The sequence below is a fragment of the Nitrosomonas sp. Nm84 genome (genome assembly GCF_003201565.1).
Taxonomy (GTDB): Bacteria; Pseudomonadota; Gammaproteobacteria; order Burkholderiales; family Nitrosomonadaceae; genus Nitrosomonas.
The window spans coordinates 41,832-54,638 of record NZ_QJJP01000026.1 but is presented as its reverse complement, the minus strand read 5'-3'; the positions used below and the strand labels follow the sequence as shown (position 1 = coordinate 54,638).

Here is a 12,807-nt window from a genome sequence, read left to right as displayed (position 1 = left end):
ATGAATTCCAGTGGCGACATGATGATGTGGGTCGTGCCATCCCGATAAGGTGTCTTCAGCTTTAACACTATTTGCCCATCTTTATTGCGTGTCAGTCGTTCATTAGCAATCGCCGGTCGCGTGATGTAACGGCACAGATGTTCCAATTCCTTACGCTGATTCATGGCGCAACGCACCCCGGCATGCAGGCTAAAGCCATGTGCATTGACACAGTATTTTTTGTTTTCCTGTGGTTGCGTATTTTGTGTGGAAATGGTTTTTAACGTCAGCACCTTCTGCCCTGCCCGGCGACCGAGTGCTATCCGGTAGGTGCAGGCCGCCGATTGCAGTGGACTCAGCGCCGCGTCCGTTTCCATTTCAGCTAAGTAGCTCATCCCCTCTTCCTCAATAAGCGCGCCGTTACGGGTCAATGCTTTCATGATGCGCTGGATGATCTGGCTAAGCAGTCTTTGCAACTGCTCAGTCGTCGGTGACCGTGCGCTGTGGAATTCCGCCACACCATTTTGGATGCGGTAAACGCCGTCAAGCACTAGGCAATGCAGATGAATATTGAGATTAGCCGCCGAACCGAAACGTTGAATAAGCGTAATCGCACCGGTCTGTGCTTCGGATCGTTTCAATCCGGCCTGTTTGATCAGAGAAGTAGAGATGGCACGGTGAATCACCTGCAATACCGGTGTGATTAAGCGCGGATGAGCGGCTAACAGGTAGCGTAGCGGGATCGGCAGTGAGAGCACCCATTGGCGCACCGGCACTCGGGGAATGATGTGATCAACCAGGTGAGCAGCCGTCTGCGCCATGCGCCGCCCACCGCACGAGGGACAAAATCCACGCCGCTTGCAGGAAAAGGCTACCAGTTTCTCATGGGCGCAGTTGGCACAACGCAGGCGTAAGAACCCATGGGCCAGAATGCCACATTCAAGAAATGCCTCAAATTCGTCTTTAACAAAGTCAGGTAACCCTGAACCGGTTTCCGTCTCAACCTGTGCAAAGAAAGTTCCGATGTGCTCTTGCACCAACCGATACAGAGTGGTTTCTTCCGGTCGGTGCCGTTCATAGTGGAGCTGATTTTCAACCGCTGCGTGTTGAGCTGGTTGGCGCAGGTTCTTTTGGTGGAATTGGGCGCGGGGTGTGGCCGTCGACATGATCTTTGAGAACGAATGTTTTCGTTCTCAAAGTATCGACTTCTCGGGCTAGGCCTTGAGTGATTTCGCCAGATGTTGGTCGCCTAGATGGAAAAACAGCTGGTTGTTGGTGTCATGGGCGCAGGCCATGCGCTGCATGGTTTTGATGTTACCCATCAGTTGCATGACTTGGGCGTTCAGAATGTTGCCGTTTTTGCCGTGGGACAGCGACAAATCCTGCAAAAATCTCGTGAAAGCTGTGGCGGATGCCGTGTTTGGCGTTCTACCCAATGTTTCCGGATTTTTTCAGCCACAATTCCAGCGGCTGGGGATTCGCTTTGAAATGGGGTGTTAATCAACATCTGCTACTACTATCTACTATTATATTCAATCAGGTGATCCTATGGAACGTAAAGCGAAAGTGACGCAAGATGCTGTAACCGATGCATGTGATGAACTCATGGAATCCGGTAAAAACGTCACTGTAAACGCTATCACTGCGATGACAGGAGGTTCCTTTTCCACCGTAGGCGCAATGGTCAAGAATTGGAAGGCGGAACAAGCCTTAAAAACTGCACCAGCAATTGAGATGCCAGAAACGGTTAAAACCGCCATGCACAAAGCTGTTACTGTTATTTGGGACGCTGCGTCCAGCCTGGCGAGCGATGAAATTGACCGCATCCGGAAGGAAGCAGTGGAAGGTATAGATAAAGCCAAGATTGAGTTATCAGAATATGTGGGAGAAATTACGCGCCTGGAAAAAGAATTAGAACAAAGCCAAAATATCACTGCAGAAACCGGAAAGCGCCTTTCCACCGCTATGACTCAGATTTCAGAACTGGCCACTCAAAAGACTGCTCTCGAAACGCGCCTTTCAGACCGTGATAACGAACTGGATCGCATGCGAGCTGATTATAAGAAACTACAGACCGAGCTTATTACAATAGCCAAAACCAAGGCCAAACAGAACAAGGTGGGATAAGCCCACAGTACCTGCACTTAATGCTCGTTCCTTGCAATTCATTGAAAGGTAATGCAGGCATGGATTGGGGCTTGTATAAATATCGGCATTTGGTAGAAAACGCTTTTGCGCGATTAAAGCAGTATCGCGCAGTGGCAACACGATATGACAAATTGAAAAGAAATTTTAAGAGTATGGTAGTCATGGCTTGTGGATATCTGTGGCTACCTATGTGAAATGTCAACAGACCCTAGGAGTCTGTCGGATAGGCATTGTTTCGATCGCTCGAATGGATAATTACTGGCATATTGAATGATAAATAGTGATTAAAGTGGTTTTTTAATTTCATTAAATGGCATTTTACATGAATCCGGTGGGATTGATATGGTGTCTATTCGCTAAGTCCGACAGACTCCTAGTAGCCAGATTCATGTAATTTTGCACGCAAAGAATTTATTTTCTCCTCACTATTCCCTCAACAATTTAATCAACCCACGTAAAAAACGGTTCAATAACATGTTGAATCTGCAAACCGTAAATCAGTCCAAAATAATATGTGCAGTCAGGCGATCCAACGCAATGCCAATTGCCCTATCATCAAACAAACGAGTCTTACGCTCGGTGGCACCCGCAGGCCATTGCCGTAACCCTTCGCGTACAGCCTGAACCGTAGGTTGTACGCCTTCTTTACTCAGCAACCAATCGACAGTAGCCAGAAGCTCCATGCCGAAAGGAGACTCAAAGCCGTCGATCAAGGCGGCGGTGTATTCCAGCGCTTGCTCATAAGCCTTGGCCTCGGTCTTGATATAAGTTTGCACCAAAGCCTTGTGCTCATCGTCGAACCAAATTATATCCAGCGGCCCAGCGTCACTGATACGCTTATCGCAATGCAGATAGCTGCCATCCAGATTGTTGAGAAGATGATCGAGCTTATTGGCATAAGGCCCGTACTTGTGTGCAACAAATTGCAGCTTGAGCGGATTGTCCTCAGGAGAAAACTGCTCAATGGCACGCTCCAGAAACCACGCCAATTTCTGAATCTCCAGCAGACTGCACTCCATGCCAAGTATCCAGTAGCGGCGCACTAGTTCAGCAATCAGCGCGCGAGCCGGTGTTAGCCTCCCCACTCCAGCGCATTTGGCTACGTTCTGATACTGCTGGGTGGGCTCGAACACCACAATCTCGATATTTGGCAAGTCACCCAGAGCGATCTCAATTTGTTCGCGTACCTCAGTCCATTCCAAGCCGCCGTTCCCTGCGCCCAAAGGTGGGATGGCAATAGATTTAACCTGCTTTTCGATAAGAAAACGGCGCAAATCCTGCAAGCCTTCCTCCACCCATGCCATCTGTGAAGGCGCTTTCCAATGCTGCTTGGTGGGGAAATTCACGATCCAGCGCGGACCGTCGAGTTCATGTACCTCGGTGACAAACATCTTGCCGGTCTGCACTTGCTTGGCTTTGCATGCGATAGCATAAAGGCGCATGTTATCGGCAAAGCGCTCCTTGAACATCAACGCGATGCCTTTGCCCATTACCCCAACGGTGTTGACCGTGTTCACCAGCGCCTCGGCACGGGCTTCAAGAAGGTTGCCTTGTGTAAACGTAATCATCAGAAATACCACCCCGGTATGGCTTTAATATCCAGCGTTAAACCTCTGGCCTGCACTTGACTCTCAAGCATTAATTTTACTGCCTCCGTATAACAAACGACACCCAGCAACGCCGCAGTAGGCAGATGCCCATAAACCAGCGCTTCTGCTTGATAACGCTCGATCTGTGCCGGGTCATCCGGGTTTCGCTTAAAATTTCTTGCCTGCAGCAATGTCCAGTCGATCTCGTTCAACAGTGCCGTATCATTAAAATATCTTGCCAAAGCAGAATACGCATGACGATCAGTAAATACAAAACGCAATCCCATGACGTTCACACGCGACAAGCTGGAGACCAATATACAGATTTCTTCATTACTACGCTTAGGCACCTCGCCTCGCCCCGTGTATATGTTGTACATCATAGGCGAAAACGGCGTGAAATAAAATGGTACGTAGTCTGCCAAAGTGCCGCCAGGCTCAATTGGAACTTCTCGGTATGTACGCCGAGAGATAAGGTCTGTATTCCCAATTGCTACGTAGGCGGATGCCTGCGTTGGCGAGCTCGCACAATGCAGCCCATTATCCAGAATCCAAGGCAGATTGTCGCGATGGACGATGCGCCAGATCAGCGCTTTTTCTGGATTAAGATTCGTGTAAATCATGATAAAAACATTCGCTCGTTTTACCTTAACTTAGGGTACTGTGCATCTTCATCCGTAAATATACGCTAGGACAGTACCCTTTATATGGGTATTGCAGAAGAACCCCACTTAATAACCCCAAGTAAAAACCGGCTCAACCACATGTTGAATCTGCAAACCCGCAATCAGCCCAAAATACCGCGCATCAAAAGAATTCGGATTCACATCGGACATGAGAAGATATTCAGAATCATCCAGCATCCTCTCTCTCAAACGATATTGCGGCATTTCATAACCATCAATATCCGCGCGGATCTGCGCACTATTAGGCAACAGTTCACCGTTAACCTTAATCCCTGCCCCACCGATAGAAACAGTGTCTCCTCCCTGTGCAAAGACACGTTTCAGCAACATCCCATAACCGCCCGGACAGTTGCCTGTATTGATGTAATGCCGTGCCACGGCCATATCAAAAACCTCGTCTTGTGGTGGGCAGAAAGAGACGTATGCGCCCTTCCCTACTGGCTCATCAACAATCTTGTAAAACCCCACCGGAAAACTCGGCGTATTATTGTAATAAATACCCGTGAGTCGAAAAACAATACTCAACAGAAATATACCGGCACTGACAGACAAAACAATGCCTGCCAGAATATTGCGTATTTTTCTCATGATGATTGGATTATTTTGTCGCTGTAAGCCGGTGCAGGAACAGCAGCCCGCGCAGAAAACACAGAATCTTGAAAGTATAAGGGCTGCTTGCCATATATAGCAGGATAACCCGCCACATAAATAATCATGTCACCTGGCTTGGTAATTTTGCCTTCAGCATCTTTTTCTGGTGAAGTCATGCGTAAACACTCGTCAGGTGTTAGTAAAGGACGCTGTGTTTCCTGCATGGTTCGCGTTACGTTGCCGTGCATCACCCCTACCCGCCTACCACTGGTCGTAATCTGCTCCTTAATGACCGTGGTTTGTCCGGTCAGCTTGGATAAATGCTCGGCCGTCTCAATCCGGTTAGGTGGAAAGGCATTTTGAATATGACAATTGGACGTGATCGCCTCATCGTGGCCGTATCCCGTCTCGCGGCTTTTAAGTTGGTTTATATCTTGGCAGATCAAATAGGCTTTAATACCGTAGCCAGCAACAAACGCCAAGGATTCCTGAAAGATTTCCAGTTTACCCAGACTGGGAAATTCATCAAGCATCAACAAAAGCCGGTGCTTATAGTTCGCAACCGGCTGACCATCCTTAAAATCAAGCCTGTCTGCCAATGTCCGCACAATCATATTCATCATGATGCGAACCAGTGGCCGTAAACGAGTCTTATCGTTAGGCTGCGTCACAATGTATAAACTGACAGGGTTAGCATTGTGCATCAAATCACGAATTGCAAAATCCGAGCGACTAATATTCTTTGCAACAAGTGGATCACGGTATAAGGATAGATAGGATTTAGCGGTAGATAAAACTGACCCGGCTTCCTCAGAGGGACGATCCAGCATATCTCGTGCGGTGGCCGCCTACCACCGGATGGTTTTCTCCATTAACATGCGGATAGGTAGCCATTTCCATCCATAGTTCACCAATATCCCGCTCAGGATCGGATAGCATTGAATCAACAAGCGGCAATGTGGCCTCAGTCCCTTCAGCGCCTTCACTTCCTGATTTATATAAAACATGCAAAATCACACCAACAAGAAGCGCCTGACTGGTTTTCTGCCAGTGGTCTCTTAGCCCCTTCCCATCGGGATCAACAATTAAAGTAGCGAGATTTTGCACATCACCGACTTCAAGCCCATCATGCATTCTGATTTCATCCAACGGATTCCAACAAGCACTCCCTTTGGGTGATGCAGGATCAAAGCGAATGACTTTATTACCGGCATGAACCTTCCGCCAACCGGCTGTTACAGACCATAGTTCGCCTTTCAGATCAGTAATAACCGCACTATGCCCCCATGAAAGCAAGGTTGGAATAACCAAACCAACACCTTTACCCGAGCGAGTCGGCGCATAACATAAAACATGTTCGAGGCCATTATGTTTAAGGTAATGGGTTTTGCCTTTTTTATCCTGCCAGGCACCCACATATACATAATCATTTTGTGGAATCTTTTTCGAGGTGAGTCTTTTGAAGAATGGTTGTCTTAAAGGAAGTAGCCTTGCCGCCTGGATGTCCTTTTCATTGGCCCAACGCGCTGACCCATGTAAACTTGTGTTCGGACGCGATGAATTATCCGCAACCATTTTTACAATCAATGTCAGAATCAGCCCGGCTCCTGCAAATAGAACACCCATACTCCCGGATTGCCCAATGATATCTGGATACTGGGCATACCATTTATTAGCCCACTCAAAAATCGACCAAGGCGGGTATAACTGGTTAAAGTGAACACCAAGCTGCGGTTGATATTGGAATCTATAGGCAAAATATTGCGTTGCAACCTGAACCCCACCCAACATAAAGAAAATCGCCATCATCTGAGTAAGCTTGGTTTTAACCAATCCTTCGTTTTTTACTAGTGGACTTCCCGAATTTTGGTTTGAATGGTTCATTTTGACCGTCCTTTCCGAGGTGATTTGATACTGATTCTGGATACTTTCTGCTGCAATGGATTCTCTTGCTTATCTAAACCATTCGCATCGCGCCCCTCTAATCCCTGACCAGTTCTGTTATTGATTAAATCTAATCGGCGTTGTTCTAATGCCTCGTCAGCAAATGTAACATCAAGATTTGTATCTACAGCGACTTGAACAACTTTTTCACGGAAATCATCCGACCCATTGATAGTCAATTTCTCACCGTACTTAATCTTAGCCTCTTGTAATATTCCTGAAATTTTCTCTTTGGCCGCACCAGCCATAATGACCAACCGATTGCCGCCATCACGAATGGCGATTGATCCGATATTACAAATAATCGTGCCCGTTCTAGTAATCGTCTCTATAAAATCCTTATTCTTTAGAAAATCGTCATTAGTCTGTGTACCCGAGACATTATTTGTCTGCGCGCTATAATCTTTTCTGGCTCGCAATATGTCCAGCGCTTCCTGATTTCCCTGCCGGGATTCTTTCACCAGCCAACTCAACCAGTCCATTCTTTTATGGCTTGCTTTTGAGGCTTGATATCCTTCCCTAAAGTCTTTATTAATCGCGTCGATCCTTGTTTTCAATTCACTATAAACGGACGCAGCCATTATTTTTTTGGACAGCCTACCCGAAGTAACATTTTTGATCAGTAGTCGTTTTAACTTGGCTTTGGTTTTGACTGCTTCTATGGCTTGATTTTTTTTATCACGCAGTTTGTTCCATTGGTTTCTTCCCTGTATTGCCGCCTCATTCTGCTCTTTTGTGTATTGCGCATATAGTCTTGATGTATCAATTTTGTTACGCAGTGGCCTGGGTTCATATTGCTTTGAATATTGCTTTGAATATTGCTTTTTTGTTGTTGTATCATCTTCAACCCCGACATAACCACCGAACCTCTTAACCAAATTGGCCTTTGATAAGGCTCTGTCAATAGAACTGGCTTTAACACCAATCCCATTACTGGAAACAAATACAAAACCATTACCGCGCTCACGCAATTCGAGGCCATGATCCTTTAATACTTGGTGTAACTCAGTCCAGCTTGTCGCAGCTTGAATCTGCGCCAGGCATTCTTGTTGCATCCAACCTATAAGACTCTCCGATCCAGCCTTGAACTCAATATTGGACGCCCTACCCTGCGCACCGCGTTTGATTGTTTCGTGATTATCTGGTGTTAATCCATACTCTTGTTCCAACTTTTCACAAAGCTCACCAATGACTTTATAGTCATAATGGGGGTTATGGATCGTAAGCCTTTCTGGATGAATTTTGTTGATCGCAATATGCATATGCAGATGATCAGTGTCATGATGCACCACACTGAGTCGTTGGTGTTCACCAAAGCCTAGGCCATCGCAGAGTTGATCCTCTATTTGCTGCAAAGTAGCTTCGGATAGTTCATCATCACGAAAACTAACCACCAGGTGATAGGTTTTGTCAGAAGTCGCGCGCTGATTCATCTGCTGCGTATTAAGCACTTCTGCAACCACACAATCCGGACGATCCGAGTAACAATTAACTGCTCGGATTAAACCGATGCGTTCAGTCTTATTTTGTGGGTCAACAATATAATTCACCAATCCGGCAAAGTTGCTTTTCTTAACTGAATTGATTGGGATGTGTTTGGCTATCATGATTATTTTTTTGAGTTGATGATTCTCATCATGATGGCCGTCATTTGTGTGCGGGTTTCTTCAATGTCTTTTAACAGACCATTAATTGTTTTCTTGTCAAAATGGGCTGCACGCCGATCATCGCTTAACCATAATTTTAAAAGCCCCCCTAGCCTGCCTAGATCACCGTTGATCTTTGCCAGTTCATTTACTTTTTGGTTATCGATGATGCTGGTTGGCTCATAACCTAAGCCTAGTTTTTTTAAATATTCTGAAATACTCAGGCCGCATTTTTCGGCTTGCTCCCTGATGATTTTTCCTTCTTCCGGTTCAACTGGAACCCTGAGATGAAGTTTGTATTTTCTTTTATTCTTTGGGTTTGTCTCACTCATTGCTTTGGTTGGTTCTTGGTTTTTTCGATTGCTTTTGCCTCGGCTTTTGCCCTTGCCTCGCAGAGCAGGATTATCGTTGAGCACACCGTGCGAATAAGATCCTTGTGATGTTGGTTGACAAGTTTACTTGTTAGCTAACATCACATATCCTGCCCTGTATTATGTCTCTATATACTAAATTATGCATTATTATTTAAGTTTGTAGTTGTATAATTTGAGATGACATTTCTTGATTTAATATTTGTTTAATTCTTATATACCTGTTATATAGTGGATATCTTCTGCATTGTTGGATAATAATTGCATAGATACTTGAAATAATTGGTTGTGTGATTTGCTCATGAAACAATTGAATTCTCAAATCATGCAAACCAAAAAGTTTTTGAATGGAATTATGAATACGACATTGTCGTTTTAGTACGGCGGCTATTAGCGGATATGGAAAAAAAGTTATCTCAACGGATGGCCGAGAATGCAGTCAAGAAAAACAAAAGCAATGCAAGATTCAATCTTGCAATGTTTCTCCTTCTGCGCGACGAAATAAATGAAGCCATCGATGATGGATGGTCAGTTAAATATATTTGGGAAGTATTATACGAAGAAGGAAAAATTACATTTAGCTATCAAACTTTCTTGAATTTAGTAAATAAATATAAAACTAATTCATCCTTACAATCAAAAACTATTATCGCTAAAAAAGAATCCGCGCCATTGCCTGATTCTGAATCGACGGCGCAACTCCAGCCTGAATCAGAATCGACACAAGATCGGATAAAAATAACTGACTCACCAAAATCCCCTGATTATGGAAACCCGAAAGGTTTCGAGTGGAGTACTGATTATGATCCTAAGGATTTTATTTAATAGCTGCCAAGATCATTGCGCTCATTCCCGTATTAAGAATCAAGATTCACAACGTGATGTAGCAAGCTTCAATTTAAACGCAACAATTTTATGAAGGAACTATTCTAATGGCTAAAGTACACATGATCTTGCAAGGTAAGGGAGGGGTTGGTAAATCTTTCATCGCATCCATACTGGCACAGCATTATTACGCCAAGAAGAAAAATGTTCTTTGCATTGATACTGACCCGGTGAATGCTACTTTTCATGGATTTAAGAAATTAAATGTTCAGCGATTGGATTTAATGGAAGGTGACGAAATTGATCCACGTAAATTTGATGATTTGATTGAATCCATCTCCAAAAGTAAAACCGATGTGGTGATTGATAATGGCGCCAGTACCTTTGTGGCTTTGGCACATTACTTAATCAGCAATCAGATACCTGCCCTGCTTAAAAACAGTGGTATTGAGCTGATCGTCCATACCGTTATTACCGGTGGTCAGGCACTGACAGATACCTTAAATGGATTTAAGAAGATGGTAAAACAGTTTCCTGATGATGTTTCATTTGTTGTCTGGCTTAATCCTTTTTGGGGAAAGATTGAGCTCGAAGGCAAAAGCTTTGAATCTTTGAGTGTTTATCTGGATAACAAAAACCGCGTATCAGCCATTATCAAAATACCAGAATACAAGCCGGAAACTTTTGGTCGTGATTTAAGTGAAATGCTCCAAGCGAAGTTGACCTTTGCCGATGCGATCAAAAAACCGGAATTAACCATCATGAATCGCCAACGGCTAACAATAATACAAAGCGATCTGTTTGAGCAATTAGAAGGTGCACAAGCCGTATTGGCATGAGTACGACCGATGAAAAGATTGATAAAGTAATTCAGCAAATCGCATCCGTTCATGGTGTTGCCGTATCCAAAGATGATCCCATCATGATACTGCATACCATGAATGAGCGCCTCATTTCGGATAGCAAGGCTGCTCAGCAGGAATTGTTGGATAATTTTAGAAGTCAGCTTGAAGTGACTGTTTCTGAATTGTCCATGGCAGCTAAAAATCATTCGGATCGAGTTCTTAATTCAACCATACAAACCAGCAAAACAGAAATCTCACGCGTAATGGAAGAACAATCCAATATTATTATTGAGCGTTGGAAAGCTGATTTGCATGCTGAATTTAATGAAGCCTGCAAAACAATGACAACTTCAAGACAAACCGCAATATTGAATATTATCGCTTCATTTATTACTTTAATTGCTGCCGGAATTGTTTTGACTATCTATTTGAAAATGTAAAATAGGGGTCTTTAAATCAATATTTAAAAGTCAATGCCTTAATATGATGCGCTTCCTCCAACCAACTACTCGAAAGCATGCTTTCTAAATTTTCCCCGTTAAGCTTGTCAAGCTAGATAGCATTCTATAAACTGATTATAATCCGTAAATAATTTGTTGAGGCCTTATCATGTTTAGAATGAATGCTATAAACCCCGTTTCAGATTTTAGCCGCAAACCTGCGGAGCATATCAAACGCTTAAAAGAAACTGGAAAACCTGAAATACTGACTGTGAACGGCAAAGCGGAGTTAGTCATTCAAGATGCAAGAGCCTACGAAGAAATGATAGATTTATTAGAAACGCTAGAGAAAACAGCACAAGCAGCCAAATCTCATGATGAAGGTAAAAGTATTCCTGCTAATGAGTTTTTTAAAGAATTTGAGAAAAAACATGGCTTAAAGCGTGACACAGTACAAGATTGACATTGCACCAGAAGCCGCAAAAGAAATAGAAGACATTTATCTCTATATTGCCAAGGATTCCCAGAACAATGCAACAAGTTGGTATTTTGCTATCTATGACAAAATACAGACCCTAAAAGATTTTCCTGCGCGCTGCCCTATGGCTTTTGAAGATCGTTACTATGAATATGAAATTAGACACTTAATAATAGGTAATTATCGCGTGTTATACCGTATACAGGATAGAACCGTTCAGATCCTCCACGTAAAACATGGGGCACAGCAACGAAATCCATTTTAAACTTGCAATTCCCCGTGGTCTTGCCACGGGGAATTGCAAGTTGAATGTGGCCCAGACATCAAGCGACGGCCAGAAATATAACGAATAAGGCTAGATCGTATCGGAGCTAATACAAATTATTCAACAACACCAATTAATTTACAGTTCTTTTTTATGAGTTTCATAAAAGCTTCTCAAAACAGTATTCATCCTGGTTTGGTAGCCTCTACCCTGATTTTTAAACCATTCGACCATATCCGCATCAAAGCGTACTGTTAAGCGCTCTTTCTTCTCCGGGTGAACAAGTACAGCATTTTTCCAGAAGGTCTCATCAAGTTCAGGAATGTCACTGCAATCTATATCTTCATCCTTAATAGCTTTAATTTCCTTAAGACGTTTTTTTGATATGCTCATTGTACAACCTCCTTTCTTTCTTCTTGGCTGGCCTCGCTGAAATAATGCGCGTTATACCATTTCTATCTGTGTGAACAACAACAATGATGATTTCCCCATCAAGCGAACCAATGCTTATTATTCGCGTCTCGTTGTAATCTTTACGCTTATCAATCCATGTAAAAACATCGTTCTCGAAAATTTGGCAAGCTTCATTAAAGCTAATACCGTGCTTCTTTAGATTTGTTATGTCTTTATCAGGGCTCCATTCATAGCGCATTTTCTATATGTACAATATGTATGTACATATGTCAAGAATTATATATTTTGTGAGAAATCCTCAGAACAAATACCGAAACACCCTTTTGGTTATTCTCTAAACGATCGTTTTGGGAACAGAAAATATGTTGATCGGATATGCGCGGGTTTCCACTCTGGATCAAAATCCACAATTACAGATTGAGGCACTAAATGAAGCAGGATGTAAAAAGATATTTACCGAAAAAATATCAGGGCAAGTACAAAACGTTTGCAGTTAGAAGATGCTCTTAAATATATGCGTGAAGGTGATACGCTGGTAATCTGGAAACTCTCACGCCTGGCACGGTCGTTGTCAAGCTAGTTGTCG

At 43.7% G+C, this 12,807-nt stretch carries 15 protein-coding genes and 3 pseudogenes; 9 read left to right on the top strand and 9 right to left on the bottom strand.

Annotated elements, in window-relative coordinates:
- Positions 1-1,016: transposase (locus tag C8R34_RS12595; protein WP_165872588.1), on the bottom strand; the 1,016-nt coding region annotated here is incomplete at its 3' end.
- A 216-nt stretch (positions 1,017-1,232) separates the two neighbouring features.
- Here C8R34_RS12595 and C8R34_RS12590 point away from each other — a divergent pair.
- The 3 genes and pseudogenes from C8R34_RS12590 to C8R34_RS12580 all read left to right on the top strand — a co-directional run.
- Positions 1,233-1,466 (top strand): hypothetical protein, encoded by a 234-nt coding sequence (locus tag C8R34_RS12590; RefSeq protein WP_258364495.1) that lies wholly within the window; start codon positions 1,233-1,235, stop codon positions 1,464-1,466.
- Positions 1,467-1,527: 61 nt separating this feature from the next.
- On the top strand, positions 1,528-2,106 hold the full coding sequence (locus C8R34_RS12585; protein WP_107803745.1) for a DNA-binding protein: 579 nt from the start codon (positions 1,528-1,530) through the stop codon (positions 2,104-2,106).
- Positions 2,107-2,141: 35 nt separating this feature from the next.
- Positions 2,142-2,321 (top strand): annotated as a pseudogene (locus C8R34_RS12580) (transposase); the annotation flags it as partial.
- 303 nt (positions 2,322-2,624) lie between these two features.
- On the opposite strand, the gene C8R34_RS12575 reads toward C8R34_RS12580, so the two are convergent.
- The 6 genes and pseudogenes from C8R34_RS12575 to traJ form a co-directional block, all read right to left on the bottom strand.
- Positions 2,625-3,695 carry a macro domain-containing protein gene (locus tag C8R34_RS12575; RefSeq protein WP_107803746.1) on the bottom strand — a complete coding sequence of 357 codons (1,071 nt, stop codon included), beginning with the start codon at positions 3,693-3,695 and terminating at the stop codon, positions 2,625-2,627.
- Entirely contained in the window at positions 3,695-4,339 is a 645-nt protein-coding gene (locus C8R34_RS12570; RefSeq protein ID WP_107803747.1) for a DUF4433 domain-containing protein, read from the bottom strand. Before C8R34_RS12570 ends, C8R34_RS12575 begins: the two co-directional genes overlap by 1 nt.
- Positions 4,340-4,447: 108 nt before the next feature.
- Entirely contained in the window at positions 4,448-4,990 is a 543-nt protein-coding gene (traF, locus tag C8R34_RS12565; RefSeq protein WP_107803748.1) for a conjugative transfer signal peptidase TraF, read from the bottom strand.
- Positions 4,987-6,877: pseudogene (locus C8R34_RS12560) on the bottom strand (type IV secretory system conjugative DNA transfer family protein). The gene traF and the pseudogene C8R34_RS12560 overlap by 4 nt, the downstream one beginning before the upstream one ends.
- Complete coding sequence (gene traI / locus C8R34_RS12555; protein ID WP_107803749.1) at positions 6,874-8,544, bottom strand: TraI/MobA(P) family conjugative relaxase; 1,671 nt, start codon at positions 8,542-8,544, stop codon at positions 6,874-6,876. Before traI ends, C8R34_RS12560 begins: the two are co-directional and overlap by 4 nt.
- A gap of 2 nt (positions 8,545-8,546) precedes the next feature.
- Positions 8,547-8,999, bottom strand: a complete 453-nt coding sequence (traJ, locus tag C8R34_RS12550) for a conjugal transfer transcriptional regulator TraJ (RefSeq protein WP_207896488.1) — start codon at positions 8,997-8,999, stop codon at positions 8,547-8,549.
- A 354-nt stretch (positions 9,000-9,353) separates the two neighbouring features.
- On the opposite strand from traJ, the gene C8R34_RS12545 reads away from it, so the two are divergent.
- The 5 genes from C8R34_RS12545 to C8R34_RS12525 all read left to right on the top strand — a co-directional run bounded on the left by C8R34_RS12545 (position 9,354) and on the right by C8R34_RS12525 (position 11,807).
- Positions 9,354-9,779 carry a TraK family protein gene (locus C8R34_RS12545; RefSeq protein WP_132467139.1) on the top strand — a complete coding sequence of 142 codons (426 nt, stop codon included), beginning with the start codon at positions 9,354-9,356 and terminating at the stop codon, positions 9,777-9,779.
- 107 nt (positions 9,780-9,886) lie between these two features.
- Positions 9,887-10,618, top strand: coding sequence for a conjugal transfer protein TraL (locus C8R34_RS12540; protein ID WP_107803751.1), 732 nt, complete (start codon positions 9,887-9,889; stop codon positions 10,616-10,618).
- Positions 10,615-11,064, top strand: coding sequence for a hypothetical protein (locus C8R34_RS12535; protein WP_107803752.1), 450 nt, complete (start codon positions 10,615-10,617; stop codon positions 11,062-11,064). Before C8R34_RS12540 ends, C8R34_RS12535 begins: the two co-directional genes overlap by 4 nt.
- Positions 11,065-11,233: 169 nt before the next feature.
- Positions 11,234-11,527: a type II toxin-antitoxin system Phd/YefM family antitoxin gene (locus C8R34_RS12530; protein ID WP_107803753.1), complete on the top strand. Its 294-nt coding sequence runs from the start codon at positions 11,234-11,236 to the stop codon at positions 11,525-11,527.
- Complete coding sequence (locus tag C8R34_RS12525; protein WP_107803754.1) at positions 11,508-11,807, top strand: type II toxin-antitoxin system RelE/ParE family toxin; 300 nt, start codon at positions 11,508-11,510, stop codon at positions 11,805-11,807. The genes C8R34_RS12530 and C8R34_RS12525 overlap by 20 nt, the downstream gene beginning before the upstream one ends.
- Positions 11,808-11,945: 138 nt before the next feature.
- Here the strand turns inward: C8R34_RS12525 and C8R34_RS12520 are convergent, their stop codons facing one another.
- Positions 11,946-12,200, bottom strand: coding sequence for a BrnA antitoxin family protein (locus C8R34_RS12520; protein WP_107803755.1), 255 nt, complete (start codon positions 12,198-12,200; stop codon positions 11,946-11,948).
- The gene (locus tag C8R34_RS17415; RefSeq protein WP_107803756.1) at positions 12,175-12,459 is read right to left on the bottom strand and encodes a BrnT family toxin; all 285 of its coding nucleotides are present in this window, start codon (positions 12,457-12,459) and stop codon (positions 12,175-12,177) included. Before C8R34_RS17415 ends, C8R34_RS12520 begins: the two co-directional genes overlap by 26 nt.
- Before the next feature lie 124 nt (positions 12,460-12,583).
- Here C8R34_RS17415 and C8R34_RS17295 point away from each other — a divergent pair.
- Positions 12,584-12,792, top strand: a pseudogene (locus tag C8R34_RS17295) (recombinase family protein); the annotation flags it as partial.
- Positions 12,793-12,807 lie beyond the last annotated feature (15 nt).